Source organism: Bifidobacterium asteroides (genome assembly GCF_048001765.1).
Lineage (GTDB): Bacteria > Actinomycetota > Actinomycetes > Actinomycetales > Bifidobacteriaceae > Bombiscardovia > Bombiscardovia asteroides_K.
Genome location: NZ_CP181447.1, coordinates 2,140,527 through 2,160,964 on the forward strand (window position 1 = coordinate 2,140,527; position 20,438 = coordinate 2,160,964).

16 protein-coding genes and 1 riboswitch are annotated in these 20,438 nt (G+C 60.5%); of the genes, 5 read left to right on the forward strand and 11 right to left on the reverse strand.

Going from position 1 to position 20,438, the window contains the following annotated elements; all coding sequences use genetic code 11:
* Positions 1 to 71 precede the first annotated feature (71 nt).
* The gene (locus ACNAOV_RS08795; protein ID WP_306221497.1) at positions 72 to 1,262 is read right to left on the reverse strand and encodes a sugar ABC transporter substrate-binding protein; all 1,191 of its coding nucleotides are present in this window, start codon (positions 1,260 to 1,262) and stop codon (positions 72 to 74) included.
* 227 nt (positions 1,263 to 1,489) lie between these two features.
* Here ACNAOV_RS08795 and ACNAOV_RS08800 point away from each other — a divergent pair, with 227 nt between their 5' ends.
* Positions 1,490 to 2,494 carry a LacI family DNA-binding transcriptional regulator gene (locus ACNAOV_RS08800; RefSeq protein ID WP_416517397.1) on the forward strand — a complete coding sequence of 335 codons (1,005 nt, stop codon included), beginning with the start codon at positions 1,490 to 1,492 and terminating at the stop codon, positions 2,492 to 2,494.
* A gap of 83 nt (positions 2,495 to 2,577) precedes the next feature.
* Here ACNAOV_RS08800 and ACNAOV_RS08805 read toward each other — a convergent pair whose 3' ends face one another.
* Positions 2,578 to 2,982, reverse strand: coding sequence for a DUF4186 domain-containing protein (locus ACNAOV_RS08805; RefSeq protein ID WP_416517398.1), 405 nt, complete (start codon positions 2,980 to 2,982; stop codon positions 2,578 to 2,580).
* Between the two features lie 189 nt (positions 2,983 to 3,171).
* Here ACNAOV_RS08805 and ACNAOV_RS08810 point away from each other — a divergent pair, with 189 nt between their 5' ends.
* A complete protein-coding gene (locus tag ACNAOV_RS08810) occupies positions 3,172 to 4,461 on the forward strand; it encodes a class I SAM-dependent methyltransferase (RefSeq protein ID WP_416517399.1) in 1,290 nt (429 codons plus the stop codon).
* Positions 4,462 to 4,555: 94 nt separating this feature from the next.
* On the opposite strand, the gene ACNAOV_RS08815 is transcribed toward ACNAOV_RS08810, so the two are convergent.
* The 8 genes from ACNAOV_RS08815 to ACNAOV_RS08850 all read right to left on the reverse strand — a co-directional run bounded on the left by ACNAOV_RS08815 (position 4,556) and on the right by ACNAOV_RS08850 (position 13,862).
* Positions 4,556 to 5,101, reverse strand: coding sequence for an FMN-binding protein (locus ACNAOV_RS08815; protein ID WP_416517400.1), 546 nt, complete (start codon positions 5,099 to 5,101; stop codon positions 4,556 to 4,558).
* Position 5,102: 1 nt separating this feature from the next.
* Entirely contained in the window at positions 5,103 to 5,930 is an 828-nt protein-coding gene (locus ACNAOV_RS08820; protein WP_416518197.1) for an ABC transporter ATP-binding protein, read from the reverse strand.
* A 44-nt stretch (positions 5,931 to 5,974) separates the two neighbouring features.
* Positions 5,975 to 7,141, reverse strand: a complete 1,167-nt coding sequence (locus ACNAOV_RS08825; protein ID WP_416518198.1) for an ABC transporter permease — start codon at positions 7,139 to 7,141, stop codon at positions 5,975 to 5,977.
* A gap of 16 nt (positions 7,142 to 7,157) precedes the next feature.
* Complete coding sequence (locus ACNAOV_RS08830) at positions 7,158 to 8,468, reverse strand: ABC transporter permease (RefSeq protein WP_416517401.1); 1,311 nt, start codon at positions 8,466 to 8,468, stop codon at positions 7,158 to 7,160.
* A gap of 21 nt (positions 8,469 to 8,489) precedes the next feature.
* Positions 8,490 to 9,764, reverse strand: coding sequence for a Fe-S-containing protein (locus ACNAOV_RS08835; RefSeq protein WP_416517402.1), 1,275 nt, complete (start codon positions 9,762 to 9,764; stop codon positions 8,490 to 8,492).
* Between the two features lie 13 nt (positions 9,765 to 9,777).
* Positions 9,778 to 10,401, reverse strand: coding sequence for an iron transporter (locus ACNAOV_RS08840; RefSeq protein ID WP_416517403.1), 624 nt, complete (start codon positions 10,399 to 10,401; stop codon positions 9,778 to 9,780).
* On the reverse strand, positions 10,398 to 12,212 hold the full coding sequence (locus ACNAOV_RS08845; protein WP_416517404.1) for an FTR1 family iron permease: 1,815 nt from the start codon (positions 12,210 to 12,212) through the stop codon (positions 10,398 to 10,400). The genes ACNAOV_RS08840 and ACNAOV_RS08845 overlap by 4 nt, the downstream gene beginning before the upstream one ends.
* 159 nt (positions 12,213 to 12,371) lie before the next feature.
* Positions 12,372 to 13,862, reverse strand: a complete 1,491-nt coding sequence (locus ACNAOV_RS08850; RefSeq protein ID WP_416517405.1) for an amino acid permease — start codon at positions 13,860 to 13,862, stop codon at positions 12,372 to 12,374.
* Positions 13,863 to 14,167: 305 nt separating this feature from the next.
* Here ACNAOV_RS08850 and ACNAOV_RS08855 point away from each other — a divergent pair, with 305 nt between their 5' ends.
* Entirely contained in the window at positions 14,168 to 15,628 is a 1,461-nt protein-coding gene (locus tag ACNAOV_RS08855; RefSeq protein WP_416517406.1) for an amino acid permease, read from the forward strand.
* 18 nt (positions 15,629 to 15,646) lie between these two features.
* On the opposite strand, the gene ACNAOV_RS08860 is transcribed toward ACNAOV_RS08855, so the two are convergent.
* Positions 15,647 to 16,603: a 3-hydroxyacyl-CoA dehydrogenase family protein gene (locus ACNAOV_RS08860; protein ID WP_416517407.1), complete on the reverse strand. Its 957-nt coding sequence runs from the start codon at positions 16,601 to 16,603 to the stop codon at positions 15,647 to 15,649.
* Positions 16,604 to 16,777: 174 nt separating this feature from the next.
* Positions 16,778 to 16,956, forward strand: a riboswitch (Lysine riboswitch).
* A gap of 96 nt (positions 16,957 to 17,052) precedes the next feature.
* Here ACNAOV_RS08860 and ACNAOV_RS08865 point away from each other — a divergent pair.
* Entirely contained in the window at positions 17,053 to 18,528 is a 1,476-nt protein-coding gene (locus ACNAOV_RS08865) for an amino acid permease (protein WP_416517408.1), read from the forward strand.
* 204 nt (positions 18,529 to 18,732) lie between these two features.
* Complete coding sequence (locus ACNAOV_RS08870) at positions 18,733 to 20,238, forward strand: amino acid permease (RefSeq protein ID WP_416517409.1); 1,506 nt, start codon at positions 18,733 to 18,735, stop codon at positions 20,236 to 20,238.
* The last annotated feature ends 200 nt before the right edge of the window (positions 20,239 to 20,438 follow it).

The following is a 20,438-nucleotide window of genomic DNA, read 5'->3' on the forward strand; positions in this document are numbered from 1 at the left end:
TTCAATATCCAATCCACGGCGGTACAGGGGTCAATCAGACCTCCGATACCGCCGAGGATGTTTGCTTCACTTCATTGCTTGTTGAGAGCATTCAGCAGGGATTCAGATAGAGAAGCGGAAGTCTCTTCATACTTAAGACCGAGATCGGAAGTACGGCCCTGAGCTTTCTCGATTGAAGCTTCCCACTGAGCTAGTCCGGCGTTTTCCTTTACCTGGCGGCTACGCACGCTCTTCTTGGCGGAAAGATTGCTCAATGCGTTATTAACCTTGAAGAGTTTGTCAGGCTCAGACAAGCACGAAATCACCTTTACTGCCTTGTCGTAATGCTCTTTGGCATTTTTCTTGTGTGTTGCCACCATGGCGAATTCACCACCAGTGGGGACCGGGGCCACACCGCCGTCCTTGGCGGGGATGGGGATCATTTTGGCATTTGCCTTGTCGGCCTCTGCCTGCATCCAAGTGCCAATTTCAACGAAACCATAGTCTCCGGCAAGGAAAAGATCCCAAGCAGCCGATTGCGTATCGGTGGTTGCGGACTTGGGGGCCCAACCCTTCTTTATCCAGCCCGCAAGCAGATTCTGAGCATCAGTCCGTGCCTGTGAATCCGGATGCTTCAAATCTCCCTTGGCGCCCCAGAACCAGGGCAAAAATTGGAATACGCCCTCTTCACCGGATATCCCGGAAAATGCGATTCCTTTATGACCGGAGTTAACCACAGCCTCAATTGCTTTATTCAGCGAATCCCAATCATGGATACTAGAGACATCGACTCCTGCCTCACTAATGATTTTGGGATTATAGATAAGGCCTAATGTGTTGGATCCACCGAGTGGAACTCCGTAGGTCACCTTGTTTACAATCCCTGGCGCCTCTAAGTTGGCATCATAGCCCGTTGCTTTCAGACCGGTTTCATCCCCGCCGGCGACCAAAGCAGCATCAACTGCCGAAGGAATCATGGGGTTGTCAATCACCGCTACATCTGGGCCATTGTCTTCCTTGACGGCAGTAGTCAGATTATTAAGCAAATCGGATGTGGCAATGGACTGTCGCTTGATGGTGTACCCTTCCGGAGCGCAGGATTTGACCAGCTTATCGAACTCGGATCCATTAGTATGACGCGTCCAGTCGTCCCAGAACTGTATAGTCTTATCATTCTTCCCAGCCTCTTTTGACGAGGAACCACAGGCACTTACCCCAAAGGTGGTAGCACAGACGCACACCAGTGCCGCCGTTTTGATCATCGCCGACTTTATCCTTTGCATATAAACTCCTCCTTGAGTATTCCGCTCAGTCTTCATTGTGGAAGTAAGGTTTACAACCACTATGTAAACCGGTTTTACAAACCGGTTTACATCACTATATACCGCCACCTAATCCTACGCAAATCACCATTCTGGAATCGGGCATTCTTCAGCTCTGAAGCAAGACTTATCTAAGCCCGCGGGATATCATGAATGGTAATCCCAAAATGGTTGAAAGGAACGGCACAGTGTCCACCATCAATGATGTGGCCAGAGAGGCAGGCGTCTCGAAAACAACCGTTTCCTTTGTTCTCACTGGTTTTCGATCGGTCTCGAAAGAAACAGAAGCCAAAGTCAGAGCAGCTATGGACAAGCTAGGATATGTGGCCAATCATTCTGCACAAAGTCTGTCAACATCAAAAACGAACACTATAGGTGTCATCACCAGTAACCGACAAGGTGCATACTTCGAGCTGGCCAGGGGCGCTTACATCAATTGGCTCTCAAAGGCGGCGACCAGCGCAGGTTATGATATGCTCATCGTCAACGACCCGGATGGAACGGCCACAGCCAATGTCTGCCAGTCGCACAAGGCGGATGGCCTCATTTTTCTGGATGTGCGAAGGAAAGACTCTCGAATCCTGTATGCTGCCAAGTCAGGAATACCAACTGTCTGTCTTGGCGTTCCCGATGACAGGATGAATCTGGATGTTGTCGACACGGATTTCGGACATGCAGCATCAAGCATGGTCGAGAAGCTTGCGTCCGAAGGTCACAACAAGATCTGCCTGATAACCCTGCCCCAGCCCATTCTGGACCAGGAACTCAATGACACATTCAGATTTATCCAATCTGCCAACAAGACTTCCCAACGCCTTGGTCTCAATCTCAGCATCCGCACTTGCACCACCGATACGGAAAAAATCGAAAGCGAACTTGATGACATCCTATCGATGCAGGCAGGGACAACTGCTTATATCATCCAGAACGAATCTGCAATTTTAGTCTTTCATCACCTTATGGAGATCAGACACGTACCCATTCCGGAGCAATATTCAGTATTGGTCTCATGCGAAAAGCAAATGTCAGATGCGCTCTATATGCCATTTTCAGCCTGGCAGAATGATGTTCAGCTTGTCACTGAAACGGCAGTAAAAACACTCATTAACCACTTCAAGCACCCTAAGCGCAAGCCCCAATTCAAGCTTCTGCAAGGGCAATATATGGACCGCGGTACTATTGCGTCACCCTGAGAGGAAACCTATTCATCATTATGAAAGAGAAGCGCCGCGTCTAGAGACTCGTACTCAATTGGGCAAAACCCAGGGATTGTAATTTATCGGACCGGATGACTGACCAAGTCGCGCTCGATCCAGGCCATGACCAGCCTAGCCAAGGCATCCACCTCGGCATCGGTCAGAGCCCGGCCGCGCGGAATGTGATGCCAGCGCTCGATGCACCCCCTGCAGCAGGTAGCCGTGGCATGCTGGGCCGTGAAGACCGGATGTCCGCGGTAGGGGGTCTGCTTGCCGTCCTTCAGCGGATGGGCAGGCCCCACACGCTTGGCCAGCATCTCATGAGCGTGGCGGTCGATGGTATCCCTGCCCTTGGCGCGGGCGTAGGCGCGATCCTTGGCCGACAGGGAGAAGCTGGCCCGGAAGCGCGAATGCCCCAATCTGGCAAGAGTGTCCTGGATCCAGGCTTCATCCGCCCCGACCGACGCTGATCCACTGCTGGTCATTTCCTGCTCGCCTCCATGCTCAGCATTACCAAAGAGTCTGTACCCAGGCAAGGTTTCCCATGCGGAATAATTCACCGAACATGACACCGATGGGGACCAGTGTCAGGGGTAGGGTGAAGACAGTACTTGTATCCACTAACTACCAGACCCGCCATGTTCGGTCATGTCCGGGTCACACAAGGGGGCTTCATGGCCAAAAGCAAGATGACTGTAGCCGAGATGATCGGGCTCTTCCTCACCCCTGACGCGCCTGTGCAGGTGACCGCCTTTGATGGGTCGGTCTTCGGGCAGGAGCAAGCGCCGCTGCATCTGGAAGTCAAGAATTCTCGTGCCATGTACTACATCACGGAAAATCCCAACGACCTGGGTCTGGCCCGCGCCTACCTGCAGGGCGATCTGGATTCTCCCGAGCTGCTGCCAGGCAACCCCTACCAGGTTCTCAAGGAGCTGATGAGCCTCAGGCACTTCGTCAAGCACCCCAGCAAGATGGAGCTGGCCCGGGCGGCTGGAGCCGTCTTCTCGCACGGAGTGCGCGTGCCCGAGCCGCCGGCCATCGAGGGACCTTCTCTGGCCAAGCGGCTGACCGAGGGCATCCGCCCCCACACCCGCCGGGGTGACGCGGCCACAGTCAGCTACCACTACGACCAGTCCAACGACTTCTATCGGCTCTTCCTGGGGTCCTCCATGACCTACACCTGTGCCGTCTTCGAGAAGGCGGACGGCAGCCTGGAGGACGCTCAGTGGCACAAGCTCAACATGGTCCTGGACAAGATGCACCTGAACAAGGGCGACCGTCTGCTGGACGTGGGCTGCGGCTGGGGCTCCATGGCAATAGCGGCCGCCCGCCGTGGCATTCACGTCATCGGCGTGACTCTGGCTGAGGAGCAGGTGGAGTGGGCCCAGAACTGGATTCGCCAGGAGGGTCTGGAGGATCTGGCCGAGGTTCGGCTGATGGATTATCGCGACGTGCCCGAGTCCGGCTTCGATGGAATCTGCTCCATCGGCATGATGGAGCATGTGGGCTATAAGCAGTACCCCTCCTACTTCAAGGAGATGATGGACAAGCTGCGTCCGGGCGGCATCCTGCTCAACCACCAGATCACCCGCACCAACTCCCACGACCACAAGCGGGCAGGCGGATTCATCGACCGCTACATCTTCCCCGACGGCGAGCTGGCCAGCCCAGCCGAGATCGAACTGGCCATCCAGGACACCGGCTTCGAGGTCATCACCCAGGAGAACCTGCGCCAGCACTATGCGCTGACCCTCAAGCACTGGACTGAGAACCTCCAGGAGCATTGGGACCAGGCCAAGCCCATGGTGGGCGAGCCCAAGGCGCGGCTCTGGGGCCTGTATATGGCCGGCGCGCGGCTCAACTTCGAGCTCGACAACATTCAGATACACCAGTTCCAGTGCATCAAGCCCGATCCCGAGACCGGCACGGACACCTATCCGCTACGGCCCTGGTGGGACCGGTAGTATAAAGGCCTGAAGAGGGGCGAGGAGTTGAATCCTCGCCCCTTCTTGTTTCCACCGCCCGTGCAGCCCACGACTTGCACAATCCGCCCAGAACTCAGGACGACCTGTCCGCCGAAGCCTCCAGCCGTGCCAGGTCCAGGGCCTTGTTGAAAGCATCCGAAGTCCAGCTGGCTCCAGCCACCTTGTCCACCTTGAGATCCTTGAGCGGGCGCCCCTGGACCACTCCAGGCACAGCCCGAGCGAAACGTTCCATATGGCCGCGTGATATAGGCGAATCCGAATGCCCCTGGACCTGGACCCGGGTCACCTGACCTCCCGACAGGTCCAGATCCACATCGACGCTGTCAGCTCCGTCATGCCCGTACTTGCCCGTCAGGGCGTAAGTGCCATCGTGATAGTTGCCCGTGTCAGCCGGAGCACTCGGCAGCCCATCACGGGAGACGGCCGTGGGCGTGCCCTCGCCCGCAGAACCGGCTCCCGACTCTGGAGCAGAGCTGGATTCAGCGCCCGACCCGGCGAACTCGTCGTCCATGGGCTTGGCCTGCTGGCTTCCGCAACCGCCTAGGAGGGAGCCGACCGCCACCAGAGTCGCCAATGTTGCCGAAGCTGTGGCCAGCCCACGAGACTTGCTTTTGGCCATCTCAGCGTCCTCCTTCTGATTCACCGGCCGATCCCGGCATAGACCCACCTGTCTTGGCCATCTTAGTGGGGTCGTGAAAGCCCACAGGAATATCCTGGTCCCCGGTGTCGCCAGAAGCCCCGCTGAAGGCCGGCCGGCCTCCGGCTGCCAGGTAGGCCCGCTTGGCCTCCTCATCATTCCACTGCTCGCCGGCCAGCACCCCGTGGTTGAGCATGATCTCCCGCTGGGCGCATGAGGCCACCAGGGCATCGTGGGTGACCACAATCAGGGAGGTCCCCTGGTCATGCAATTGCCGGAAGAGGTCCAGCACAATCCGCTCATTGGCCTCGTCCAGGTTGCCGGTGGGCTCGTCAGCCAGAATCAGCTTGGGCTCGTTGATCAGCGCCCGGGCCACGCAGACCCGCTGCTGCTCGCCGCCCGAAAGCTGACTGGGCAAGTGGCGGGCCCGATCCGCCAGACCCACCCGGTCCAGGGCCTTCATGGCCTGGTCCTCATCCACCACCGAGTGGTAGTACTGGGCCACCATGACGTTCTCCAGAGCGGTCAGATGCGGGACCAGGTAGAACTTCTGGAAGACCAGGCCGATCACGTTCTTGCGCACATCGGCCAACTGGGACTGGCTCAGATCCTCCAGCGGCCGCCCCTGCAGGCGGACCGAGCCGCGGCTGGGGGTGTCCATGCAGCCCAGGATGTTCATCAGCGTGGTCTTGCCTGAGCCGGAGGACCCAACCACGGCCAGCCACTGACCCTGCGGGACGCTCAGATTCAGGTCGTCCAGAGCATGCAGATCGCCGTAGATCTTGGAAACATGGTCCAGATCCAGCAGCATGCCGCCGCCCGACTGGCCCTCGCTAGCCTTTGCCTGCGTCATTGTCATTCCTCCCTCAAAACCAGAGCCGGATCGATACGCGAAGCCCGGAGGACCGGCCGGATGGATGCGATCATGGATATGGCCACGCTCAGCAGGACCGTGCCCAGGGCCAGCCACCAGTTGAAGCCCAGCGGCCGCTGGAAGACGGACAGGCAGAGCAGCCGGGCGAAGCCATAGCCCAGGGCAGTGCCGATCAGACCTCCAGCCAATCCGTAGCAGGCCGACTCCGCCAGAAACTCCATGGCTATTCCCCGCGAAGAGGCACCCAGGGCCTTGCGCAGGCCGATCTCGCTGCGCCGCTGGGAGACGATGGAGGCCATGGTGGTCCCCACGCCCACGAAGGTCAGGACCAGCACCACCACCGAAACCAGCCAGAAGAGCGACTGGAGCATGGCGATGGTGTGGCTGTCGCCCGCTGTGATCCTCGTGACCGGCCGAGCCTTGACCCCCATGGAGGTCATGTCGTTGATGCTGGCAGCGATGGTCTTCAGCCCCGAGGTCATGGTGTTGACCGAGTATTCGATGACATCGGTGCCCCGCTTGGTCCCGGTCAGGAGCTCCAGGTCAGCCAGGTCGGCGTAGATGATCCGATCCTCGGGACCACCGGTATCGACGATGCCCCCCACACGAAAGTCACGGCCCTGGCCTCCAGCCTTGCCTGTGCTGGTGACCTGTCCGGCCGGGTAGCCGATGGTTATCTGCTTGCCAGTGGTAAGCCCCAGTGAATCTGCCAGATCCCGCCCCACCATGACCGAACCGGGCCGGGGCCAGGAACCTTCCACGCTCCAGTGACGGTTGAGCTGACGCACCTGGTCTGGGTGGATGCCGGCCATCTCGCGGGCCCCGGCATTGACCTGCACCGTTTCATATCGATAGGTAGCGTACCGGGCCGGGGCCTTGGCGGTCACCATGTGGGTGGTGTGGTCCACCATGCCCTGTTCGATGCCGGACCCGGACCGGTTGCCCCCCTGAATGGGCGAGACGACCAGATTGGCCCCGTAGGAGCGCATCTCCTGGTTGATCTGTCTAGGGGCCTCGATGCAGACCGCCGCCAGGCAGAAGAGGGTGGCGGCACCCACCAGGGATGCCACCACGGCCATCAGGGCCCGGCCCCTACGGCGGAAGACGGCCCCGAAGAGCATGGTCAGGAACATGCGGGTATTGGTCATATGGCTCTTATGGCGATCAGCGGCCATGAAGCACCTCCGCCGGCCGAAGCCGCAGAATCGATCTGATGGACGAGATAGACGCCAACAACACTGTAATGGCCAGCAGCACGAAGACCAGCACGAAGACCATGGGTCGCATGGTGATGCCCGAGCCGAAGACCACCCTGCCTACGATCTGAGCCACTCCAGAGCCCAGTAGGGCACCGACCAGAGCCCCAGCCAGGGCGATCAGGGCCGTCTCAGCCAGCACCAATCGGGACACAGCCCCGTCGGTGGCGCCCAAGGCCTTGAGCAGGGCGAACTCCGAGGACCGCTCGGATATGGAGGACGCCATCAGGTTCGCCACGGCGATGGCTGCCGCCAGCAGGCTGAGCACGGTCATCAGGATCATGACCGCCTGGGTCTTCTGCAGAACGTCGCCCTGCAGGGCTGCCACCTGTCTGACCTGCTTGGCCATGGACCCGGGGATGGCCTCCTCGATCTGGTAGGCGATGGATGAGGGATAGGCCGTGCAGTACCAGGTCTCCCACTCATCCTGGGATAAGGCGGCAGGGTTTCGTGCGGCCTTGCGGGCCAGGTCGTTCTCGGGCGTGGTCAGAGCCTTGACCTCCACCTGGTCGATCTGATCGGTCAGGCCGGACATCTCCTGCAACGGTCGGGTGGGCAGGTAGAGGGAGGAGGCATCAGAATCACCGGAGTCGAAGATGCCCACAATGGTGACGGTCTGCTGTTTACCATCCAGACCTACCTTGACCCGGTCGCCGACCTGACGGCCGCCCAGCCGTGCAGCCAGCTCTTTGCCCATCATGGCCTCGGTCCTGCCGCCGGACCCAGCCTCGTCCTTGGGCCAGCGGCCTTGAACCTTCCACCAGGGCCGAAGACCTTTGAGACCCGCAGTACTGCTCTCACCGCTGTCAACCTTGACGGTCCGGCCGAACCAGGTGCCCACCAGGGGGGCGCCGACCTGGTCCACAGTGCCACGAAGGTCCAGGCGGGGGGCAAAGTCGGTGATGTTGTAGGCCCAGAAGATGGTCTTGATCTTTGGCACCTGGGACTCCTTGAGGAAGGCGGTCGGCGTTGACTCGTCGGCCGAGGGGCCGCCCTCCTGGTCGCCGTAGAGGTCGGAGACCACGGCATCCGCCTTGGCCTGGACGGTGATGTTGGATCCGTAGGTGGACAGTTCCGCGTTGAGCTTGTCGCCCACGTCGAAGACCACCCCCAGCATGGCCGTAGCCACGCAGGCAGACAGACAGACTGTGACGGCGATGAGCATTCTTCGCCCGAACTGGCGGCTGAATGACCGCAGCATCATTCGCATGAAGAACATACCAACCGCTCCTTCCCTTTTTCAGCTCTTGAAGTGCGATGACAGAGCGTCCAGGTCGGCAGTACTGATCAGTATGGCGCCTCGGCCGGTCTTGTATGGCAGAGGGACGGGATTGCAGCCGCCCTTGAACCCGATGGTGGCCAGATTGATGGCTACGTCGCACTTCTTGCAGATGATCTTGCCGTCTTTTTCGTAATAGCCCGCATCCCCGCAGTTCTCGCAGGCATCCAGCCCGACTCCGTAGGCTGCGCCATTCTTGCGGATGATGATAAAGCGCATCTCGGTGCCGTCCTTGGCCCGGTAGCTGAATCGATGCAGATGGCCATCCTCCACCTGGGAGAAACGAATGGTAGCCGTATCGGCAGTCAAGGAATACTGTTCCGGAGGCGAGAGCACGGGCACCTGGTGGGCCTTGGCCGTTCCCACGGTCAGAGCCAGGGTGACGCCGATCATGGCCACCAGGCTCCAGACCGCTGATGCCAGGGCCCTCCGGCGGAAGGCACGGTGGCTGCGGTCGTCGGCTGTGGAGGCTCCGGTCACCGGCATGCGCCAGCCTGCAACAAGGCAGGCCAGGACCGGAATGATGAAGACCAGCACCTGGGCAAGGACCAGGATCAGGTCGGCGTTGTAACCCAGGGCCATGACCCGGAAGGCCCAGCCGTGCAGAAGAACCAGACCGGTGGTCTGCATCAGGGCCACCAGGGCTACGACGTGCCGGATCAGCAGCAGGACCACCATGAGCAGGGCGGCCAGACGAAAGGCCATTCGAGGGCAGGAGGTATGCATGGTCCTCAGAATGGCGGCCACCGTCACAGCGGCAGCCAGACCGAGCAGGAAGCCCAGGGCCCGCAGGAGCATGGCCGAGGTCAGCACCGGCTCCCCCGGCTCCACAAAGGCCGTAAGCTGCAGGATGACATCAGGCAGGGCACGGAAGGTGGTCAGGGCTATGGCCAGGGCCGCCAGAGCATTGGCCAAATCCATGGCCCAGGGGCGGCGATGCCAGTCTGAAACCAGCCGGTCGGCGGCCATCACCACCACGATGGTCGCCAGGTCGGTCAGAACGCAGGCTACCAGGGTCGGGTAGTTGACCATGGTCCTGCGGTTTATGATCACGGTGGCGCGCAGGAGGGCAAAGACCAGGGCCCCCAGCACGCCAACCCCCAGGCCGATCAGTCGCCAGGAGGAGGAACGGGGCCGATCACGGCCCTCCCCCACCCCCAAAAGCACACTGAAAACCATGACCAGGAGGGCCGGGGCCAGCGTCCCCGGCAAGACCGTGACAAATTGCTCAAGCATGGTGCATAGCAGCTTACCACTGGTGGGGCGTATAGTCCCAGTCCCAGCTGACTACGATGGGCTCGGTCCAGAAGTGTCCCTTCACACCGGTTTCCGGGTCGACGTGCAGCATCCAACCCTTCTTCTCAGGAGAGTCGATGGAATAGGTCAGCTTGTAGGATCCGGCCTTCTCCATTTTGATATTGGCCCCGTAATGCGGGCCATCGGAGGCGTTCATCTGCATGAAGGTGCCGGACTGCTTGTCGTTGGGATCATCCTTGTTCTGGATGGTGTAGTTGACGGTCAGATCCGGAATGAACTCGCCCTTGGCGTAGCCCAGGTTGTTATTGGGCAGGGCGTGGATATCAGCCTCCAGGTGCAGGCTGGCATCCGCTGCCTTCAAGCCCATGGATGCGGGTTCCATGTCGATGGGCTGGAAGAAGACCGTGCCGATGTTCAGAGGGCCCTTTTGCTGATCGTCGGGCGGGATGGGAATCTCCTCGAACCCGGCCCCTTTGCCATCCGAAGACTTGGAGCTGCTGGAAGCCTCAGGCGCGGGGGCCTCACGGGTGCCTGATCCGCTGGAGCCGCACCCTGCCAGGGCCAGGGTGCCTGAGATCACCAGCGCGACCAGGGCGGTCAATTGTCTCTTCTTCATGATTGTCCTTCGCTCTTTGGTGTTTGCATGGATGCCGTGACCTGGGAGGGCACAGCCCCTTCGGCGGTCTGCTCGGCTTCCGCCTGATGGACGGCTGCCGACGGCGACCCGTCGGAGTCCTGATTCGACCGCGATTGCTCCTGCTTGTGCAGGCGGTGGGTCGACACAATTGCCAGCACGACCACGACCAGGGCCGCCAGAATCTGGGCGCCGATGGTCTGCGTGTAGGGATACAGCCCGATCCAGTCGCTGGTGGGCACACCGGGCAGATAGGTGGCCGGCACCAGGTCGCCCTCAATCAGGGCATGGACGCCACCCCCGGCGAAGATGACCACCATGACCGCCATGAGCAGGCTGGTGATGATGAAGAAGGGCCGGATGGGGATCTTGACCGAGGTGAAGCGGATGAGTACGAAGACGATGACCAGGACCACGGCGGCAGCCGCAAAACCGGCCCAGATCTCCCGTGAACCACCAGGGGCCATGGCGAAGATGGCCTGGTAGAACATGACCGTCTCGGCTCCCTCTCTGAAGACCGCCAGGAAGGAGAGCAGGGCCAGGGAGATCACACTGCCCTTGAAGATGGCCGCCACCGTCCGGCTTCGGATGTAGTGGTTCCAGGATTCCACAGAGGACTTGGACAGCATCCAGTTGCTGGTGTAGAGCAACATGAGCATAGCCACCAGGGCCACCACGCCCTCCAGGATCTCCTGCTGGGGACCATTCCCGTTGAAGAGCAGGGTGAAGAGCAGGGCCACCAGACCGCTGGCCACCAGACCCGCTGCAATGCCCCAGTAGATGTGCCCAACCTTGTCTTTATGGCCGGACTTGACCAGATAGGCAATGATGGCCGCCACCACCAGGATGGCCTCCAGTCCCTCACGCAGCAGGACTACGAAGGCCTGGCCGAAGGCGGAGGTCAGGAAGGACGTCCACCCATTGACCTGGTCCGCGGCGCCTCCGTCCAGAATTGCTGCGTCCTCGACTAGCATGCTCTTCAGGTCGTTCACCAGGGTTTTGGCCGGCTTGCCCGCCACCATGGCCATCCGGGTCTCCTTGAACTGGTACTCGACCTGGGAGACCCTGTTGCCGCTGATGGCGTTCATGACGTTCTTCTCGAAGCCCAGCTTCTCGTAATACTGGTAATAGGCCTTGTTGACCAGGTCGGATCCCGCCTGGCCCTGCCCCTTGGATGCTTGCGCGAGTGCCTGATCCAGGATGGGCGTCATCTCGTGGGCCACCTGGGTCCAGGTCCGGTCGCCCTTGCCCTTGTTCCGATGCTTCTTGGCCGCGTCCAGCCTTTGACGGTCCGCCTTGATCTGCTCCTGCTGAGCCTTGGCATAGGCACGGGGATTGGCCAGCCCTTGGGTGGCATCCAGCTGGGTGGCCGCAGCGGCCAGATCGGCCTTGAGTTTTTCGCTGCCCTGGGTCAGGGTCTGTCCGGCATCCGGGGCGTAGGCCTGATTCTGCAGGGCCTGGAACTGCCCGTCCAGTGCGTTGCGCCTGTCCTGCCCCAGGGTCGACTCCACGACCGAGACGAATCCGGAACCCACGTAGCCCACGTTGTAGGCTCCCATGAATTCCGATGCCGCCCCGGCGCGATCCCCCCTGGCATAGTCCTCACAACCTCGATCCAGCTGATGGGATACGGAACCAGCCACCTGGGTCCAGCTGTCATAATCCGTGGCTCCGCTCGCCGCCATAGCCGACTGCGGAGTCTGCAGGACCAGGAATATCAGGGCCAAGAGCAGGCATGAGAGCAGGGAGCCAGCGGTCCTGGCCACTCGTGTCCTGCCGACCTGTGCAACCATGGGCGATGATCTCCTTCGTCAGTCCCTCGTAATCGAACCTGCGGGAAACGGAGGCCGATTTGACAACTACCGAAAATCAATCTAGCCCAAGCACAAATGGAAAAACAGACTTGTTTATAGCGTTTTGAGGCCATATAATGCGCCCACGCTCGCAGGCGGTCAGTCGACCGACAACGGCTCACCCTTATGCTTCCACAGACAGATGCCGCCGAACACCAGTAGCCAGACCAATCCCAGTATGGCTGGATACCGGGTGTCGGGAGCCAGGAAGAGCGAGAGATAGATCAGGACGAAGAAGGCGATGGCAACGGCTCCGGTCACCCGGTAGGCCGGCATGATGAACCCATCAGGCATGAAGTCCTTGCTGGTCCGGTAGCGACGGTGAGCAAGCAGGGTCAGGATGTAGATGAATATGATGACCGCGCTGGAGCAGGAGGTGAACAGGACGAAAGTATCCTCAAAGCCGGGCAGCATATGCAGCACCGGGGATAAGAGGATCAGCACTCCGGACAGGACGATGGCCCGGGCGGGCACCTTGCCGCGGCGTGAGATTGTGTGCAGGCTGCGCATAACAGGAGAGCGGCCGGCGGCGGCCAGCTGGAAGAGGTTGCGGCCGGCGGAGTAGAGCAGGGAGTTCAGCGAGGAGCTGGCTGCCGTGATGACTACGAAGAAGACCAGTGCGGCCGCCCAGTCCACCCCGGCGTAACGGAAGACCATGACGAATGGCGAGGTGAAGCTGCCGTCGGCGTTGGGGCGGAAGGAGCGCCAGGGCACAATCAGCATGATGGCGACCAGGGCACCCACGTAGAAAATCAGTACGCGCAGGATGATCTGATTGATGGCCTTGGGCAGGACCTTACGGGGGTTCTGGGTCTCGGAGACGGTCACCCCCACGAATTCGATCATCTCATATGCGAAGAAGACCATCTGGAAGCTCATGAAGAAGGCCATCCACCCGTTGGGAGCCAGGCTCAGGCCGGTGGTGATGTTGTCCAGGCCCGCATGTCCGGCCGGGCTGATCCCGTCCTGTCCCGGCATGTGGACGGCGGGATAGTGGAATCCCGTGATGACCATGACCACGGCCGTGGCGATCATGGCCAGGATCAGGGTGATCTTGATCATGGAGAACCAGAACTCGGTCTCCCCGAAAACCCGCACAGCAATCAGGTTGATGCACACCATGGCCGTCAGGAAGCAGAGCTCGATCAGACCCCGCCAGGCGCTCAGATCAATTCCGAAGGTGCCGAAGAAGGTGACGAAGTAGGTGCCCACGGCAGTCAGCTCGGACATGCCGATCAGAATGAGCACGATCCAGTAGGACCAGCCGGCGAAGGACCCCCACCCCTGGCCTAAGTAGCGGCTGATGAAGGCGATGAAGGTGTGCTGGACAGGGCTGCGATACATGAGCTCGCCAATTGCCCGCATGAGCAGGTACATGATCACACCGACGCCGATGTATACCAGGATGATGGAGGGTCCGGTCAGGGCTATGGACTTGCCCGATCCCAGGAAGAGCCCGGTACCGATGGTGCCGCCAATGGCGATGAACTGCACATGTCGATTGCTCAGACCACGTTCCATGCCGTCGCCTGCCGAGGTGCTGTCACCTTGATTCTGCTGTGCCACAGGGCCATTGCCCGTACGGTTCATGCGACTGCACCTCCTTGTCTTCACAACCCATCTATCGTCACCGGCCAGAAGGGGACATCCTGTCGAGGCCGGTAGGTCAGCAATACCACAGAGGTGCCGATAACCGGGAACAGATGGCAGGCACCGACGCCCATGGTAGGGCCCGACAATCACGATTCGGTGAATTGACCGTCTCATATGGCGGACCCCTATATTCCACAATGCAAAGGTCTTATCATTCCGCGCGGTTCGGCTCCGATAGGGTTGGCCCTGTCAGCCGGTCATATTCAGCTGACAACCATCACCACCTAAGGAATGGCATCCCCATGGATCAACCCAAGGAGCCGCAGGGCAAGAACCTGCGCAAAACCCTGAAGAACAGGCACATCCAGCTCATCTCGCTGGGCGGCGCCATCGGGACGGGACTCTTCTACGGGTCCGGGGAATCCATCTCATTGGCAGGGCCGGCCATCATCATCGCCTATCTGATAGGCGGTCTGGCCATCTTCATGATCGTCAGGGCCATGAGCGAAATGAGCGTGGAAGACCCCAAGTCCGGCGCCTTCAGCTACTACGCCACCCGCTACTGGTCCAAGCGGGCAGGTTTCGTTTCAGGGTGGAACTACTGGATGAACTACGTGCTGGTATCCATGGTCGAACTGTCCGTGGTGGGCACCTTCGTCAACTTCTGGTTCCCGGCAATACCCGCCTGGGTCTCTGCGGCCTTCTTCCTGGTGGTCATCACGGCAGCCAATCTGATGGGAGTCAGCAAGTTCGGCGAGTTCGAGTTCTGGTTCGCCATCATCAAGATCGCGGCCATCGTCGCCATGATCATCGGCGGACTGGCTGTCGTGGTCATGGCCCTGCCCACTGCCAACGGACTGCGGGCCTCCTTTGCCAACTGGTTCACCGTGGGCGGCGGATTCCTGCCCAACGGACTCATGCGTCACGGGGCCAATGGCCAGTGGACCGGTCTGCTTATGTCGCTGGCGGTGGTCATGTTCAGCTTCGGCGGCACGGAACTCATCGGCATCACCGCGGGAGAGGCCTCCGATCCCCGTCGGACCATCCCCAAGGCCACCAACGCCATCATCTGGAGGATCCTGGTCTTCTACATCCTGACGCTTGGGGTGATCATGGCCGTGGTCCCCTGGAACGCCATCGGCAAGCCCAATGCTCAGGGTATGGTCGTCAGCCCCTTCGTCCAGATCTTCGACTCGGTTGGAGTCCACGCGGCCGCAGGCATCCTCAACTTCGTCTGCCTGACCGCAGTCATGAGCGTCTACAACTCGGCCCTCTACTCCAACTCCCGCATGCTCTTCTCCCTGGCCCGGCAGGGCAATGCCCCCAAGTATCTGGGGAAGCTGTCCAAGGGAGGGGTGCCCTACGCAGGAGTGCTGACATCGGCCTGCATCATCGCCCTGGCCGTGGTCGTGGTCTTCCTCTGGCCCCAGTTCGCCTTCAACTACCTGATGAGCATCGCCACAATCTCGGCCATCATCAACTGGTCAATGATCATGGTGACCGAGATGCTCTTCCGGCGTGCTGTTGCCCGCGGCGAGGGACCCGGCGACCTGGCGGGCAAGACCGGCGAAAACGCTCTGAACGCCCTGCACTTCAAGCTGCCCTTTGCCCGGGTGACCCCCTGGGCGGTCCTGGCCTTCCTAGCCATGATCGTGGTGCTCATGTGCTTCTCGTCCAGCTACCGGGTGGCCGTCATCGCCGGGCCCATCTGGCTGATCGTCCTCCTGGTGGCCTACCAACTGACCCAGCGGCGAGCGCAGTAGCGATACAAGCGGGAGAACTCAGCGGCCCTCCTCCTTCTTGCGGTCCGCGACCAGCGCCTCCAGCAGCCGCCGGTCGCGGTCGGCGATCATGGCCTGGCTCTCGGCCCCCTGCCAGGAATAGAACCCTTGGCCGCTCTTGGCGCCTAGCTCTCCTGCTTGAACCTTGGCCTTCAAGATCGGATCCTCGCCGGGACGGTTGTCCAAATCGTCGTAGAGGTACTTGGAGATATTGTCGAAGACATCCAATCCTCCCAGGTCAGCACTGGCGATGGGTCCAAGGATGCTCCACCGCCGCCCAAGGCTGTAGGTGACAATCTCGTCGACGGCCTGCGGGGTGGCGATGCCCTGTTCCACGATATTCAGGCACTCCCGAATAACAGCCGCCTGGATGCGATTGCCCACGAATCCGAGTGATTCCGTGGACAGCGCCACGGCATGCTTGCCGATGCGGTTCATGAGCTCGACCGTGGTGTCCACCACGCCCTGGTCGGTGCCCGCAGCAGGCACCACCTCGACCAGGGGCATGAGCTGGGCGGGATTCCAGAAGTGGGCCACAAGGAACCGCTGGGGATGTTGCAGCACCGAGGCGATCTCGGTGGGCCCTAGTCCCGAGGTATTGGTAGCCAGAATGGTCTGCTCGCCAACTATGGTCTCCACCTGCTGCCAAACCTGGTGCTTGACATCCATGTCTTCCAAGACGGATTCGATGACAAAGTCGGCATCAGCCAGAATGCCGTAATCAGTGTCCTCCTGAATCCGATCCAGCACGCTCTCCCTCTGATCCTGGGAAATCAGCCCGGCACCGATGAAGGTATCCAGATCATGCTTGATCAATCCCCTCCCACGGTCCAGGGCCTGGCGGCTGGAGTCCACCAGCCGGACCGGATACCCTCGCATGGCGAACTGGAGCGCCGTGGCATGCCCCATGGTTCCCGCTCCGATATTGCCGATTACCTTGATGTCGTCGACCTTCATCAGTGGTTGCCTTCTTTCCTAACGAATTCATACTTATCCTAAGGCAGTCAACCGGCGCAACCAGGACCGCCCAGCGCAGCCAGGGACATTGCGGATTTGCCTATCGATCATCGAGGACAGGTGAGCGGTTTGAGCCTTGTCTGAGAATCCCTCTATGCTGGCCCGTAATTGCAAAACCACTGAAGAGGTCGCCGAACCTATCAGTAACCGGGAGCAGACAGTGCGGTGTCGCCCATTCCCGGCGAAAGGAGGCCCGGCCGAAACGGTGCGGATCCGCCCATCCGTCCCGTTGGGCCCGGGTCGAACAGGTCCGGGACTGTCGCAACCCCATGTTGCGGAGCGCTATGTGCAGTGTCACGGACAGGCAATACGTCTGGATTCCGCCTGAGCGGAAATGGTCAGGACCGTCGTCATAGGGCTCTCAGGTCAGTTCGAGGAGAAGAGCAGTCATGGCGACCAGGCAGGGCGGAAAAGCCAGTCCCCCCGCATCCACCGATCGGGTCCAACGCAACCTCAAGACCCGCCACGTCACCATGATCGCCCTGGGCGGCTGCATCGGCACCGGCCTGTTCATGACCTCCGGCTCCACCATCTCCAAGGCCGGACCGGGAGGCGCGTTGGTGGCCTATGCGGCCATGGGCCTCATGGTCTACTTCCTGATGACCAGCCTGGGCGAGCTGGCCACCCACCTGCCCACTTCCGGCTCCTTTGCCGCCTACAACACCCGCTATGTGGATCCGGCCCTGGGCTTCGCCATGGGTTGGAACTACTGGCTGAACTGGGCCATCACCGTGGCTGTGGACATCTCCACCGCAGCCCTATTGATCCAGTACTGGCTGCCCCACACTCCCGGCTGGGTCTGGAGCCTGCTGGTCCTGGTGACTATCTTTCTGATCAACGCCCTGACCGTGTCGACCTTTGGCGAGACCGAGTTCTGGCTCTCCCTGATCAAGGTGGTTACGGTGATCGTCTTCCTGGTCATCGGTCTGGCCATGATCTGTGGAATCATGTTCCGCCCAGCCGTGGGCCTAGGCAATTTCACCTACAAGGACGCCCCCTTCGTGGGAGGATTCCCCGCCATCCTCAACGTCTTTCTGATTGCAGGCTTCTCCTTCCAAGGCACCGAGCTGATTGGGGTCACGGCCGGCGAATCCAAGGACCCGGCCCGGGCCGTTCCCAAGGCCATCAACGATGTCTTCTGGCGGATCCTGCTCTTCTATATCCTGTCCATCTTCGTCATCGCCGCGCTGATCCCCTATACCAGCCCCAATCTGCTCAGCTCCGCCCAGGGCGACATCGCCATGTCGCCCTTCACCCTGGTCTTCCAGCGGGCGGGCCTGGCCTCGGCAGCCAGCATCATGAACGCCATCATCCTGACCTCGGTCCTCTCGTCCGCCAACTCGGGGGTCTACGCCTCAACCCGGATGCTCTACGCCCTTGCCAAGGACCATTACGCCCCAGCCTTCTTCGGGCACACCACCCGTCATGGCATCCCCATGGCCTCGCTGGTCGCCACTCTGGTGGTCTCCCTGGCCACCTTCGCCGCCAGCATTTTCGGCCAGCGTATCTACATGTGGCTGGTGGCCGCCTCGGGACTGACCGGATTCATCGTCTGGATCGGCATCGCCCTCAGCCACTATCGCTTCCGCCGCGCCTGGGTGGTCCAGGGCCACCGGGTTGAGGAGCTGCGCTACCACGCCAAGCTCTTCCCTCTGGGACCCATCCTGGCCCTGATCCTATGCGTCATCGTCATCGGAGGGCAAAACCTCGAAGCCTTCGTCAACTGGAACTGGCAGGAGATCGGCGTCACCTACATCAGTGTGCCCCTGGTGCTTGCGCTCTACCTGGGCTACAAGATCCGTTACCATACCCGGATCGTGCCCCTGGAGACGATGGATTTGAGCGGGGATCCGGAATCGCTATGAAAGATTTGCCAGCTACCATGACACATTGTGACCACGGGAGCCGAAAGGCCACACCAATGGCATAGACTCCCTAAGCGTTCGAGGACCGGCTCAAGGACCCGGCCATATGAACCTATTCCGGCATCCGGCCGGTATATCAGGAATCGCATTTTCAGTACGACCCCGGACTCCCCGGTGCGTCGCCCAGCCAAAAGGAGGAGGATCATGACGCAGAACACCAGCAATGCAGCGTCGAACACCAATCAATCCGACCGGGCCGGGCAAGAGCATCATGGCTACGGCAGCGTCAAGCGCAACCTCAAGACCCGTCACATCTCCATGATCGCCCTGGGCGGCTGCATTGGTACCGGCCTGTTCATGACCTCCGGCTCCACCATCTCCACAGCCGGCCCCGGCGGCGGACTTCTGGCCTATATAGCCATGGGCGTCATGGTCTACTTTCTGATGACCAGTCTGGGCGAGCTGGCCACCCACCTTCCGGTGTCAGGATCCTTCGCCGCCTACAGCGCCCGCTATGTGGATCCGGCCCTGGGCTTTGCCATGGGCTGGGACTACTGGCTGAACTGGACCATCTCGGGAGCAGTGGACATCTCCACCGCAGCCCTGCTCATCCAGTACTGGCTGCCCCACACCCCAGGATGGATCTGGAGCCTGCTGGTCCTGGTCATCGTCTTCCTGATCAACGCCCTGACGGTCTCCGCATTCGGAGAGACCGAGTTCTGGCTCTCCCTGATCAAGGTGGCCACCATCATCGTCTTCCTGGTCATCGGCATGGCCATGATCTGCGGAATCATGTTCCAGCCGGCGGTCGGCCTGAAGAACTTCACCTACAAGGACGCCCCCTTCGTGGGAGGATTCCCGGCCATCATGAGCGTCTTTCTGATCGCCGGCTACTCCTTCCAAGGCACCGAGGTGGTGGGTGTGACCGCCGGCGAGTCCGAGAACCCCGGCAAGGCGGTTCCCAAGGCCATCAATGACGTCTTCTGGCGGATCCTGCTCTTCTACGTGCTGTCCATCTTCGTCATCGCCGCCCTGATTCCCTACACTAGCCCCAACCTCTTGGGAGCCTCTGACGGGAACATCGCCATGTCGCCCTTCACCCTGGTCTTCCAGCGGGCCGGCCTGGCCTCGGCAGCCAGCGTCATGAACGCAGTGGTGCTGACATCCATCCTCTCGGCCGTCAACACCGGAGCCTACGCCTCCAGCCGCATGCTCTACGGACTGGCCAAGGATCACTATGCCCCGGCCATCTTCGCCAAGACCACCAAGAGGGGCATCCCACTGGCGGCCCTGGTGGCCACGGTCTGCATGTCCCTGGCCACCTTCGCCTCCAGCATCTTCGGCCAGTCCTTCTATATGTGGTTGGTGACCGCCACAGGACTGACCGGGTTCATCGCCTGGATCGGGATTGCCCTGAGCCACTTCCGCTTCCGGAGGGCCTTCAAGCTCCAGGGGCACGACCTGAGCGAGCTCAAGTACCACTCCAAGCTCTACCCGTTCGGCCCGGTCCTGGCCATGGTGCTCTGCGTCATCGTCATTGCCGGACAGGATATCCCCTCCCTGCTCAGCCTGAACTGGTCGCACATGGCCATGACCTACTTCAGCGTGGTTCTGGTCCTGGTCCTCTACCTGGGCTTCAAGTTCGTCAACCACACCAAGATCGTGCGCCTCAAGGACATGGACGTGTCTGGTGCCGAATCCGCCCAATGAGGCAGTAGGCGCGGTGGACGCCCTGTAAATAGTTCAACGTCCTTATATAACCAATGGTGCCCCGCAGATGGTCGTTCCACCCGCAGGGCACCGCCGTATATCCTCCAGCATTGAATATTTCACACATCCATGTGACCAATCCGGTCAACGAACAATCTGACCGCCCGATTGAAACGTGAGCGTCGGGACACGACAACGAA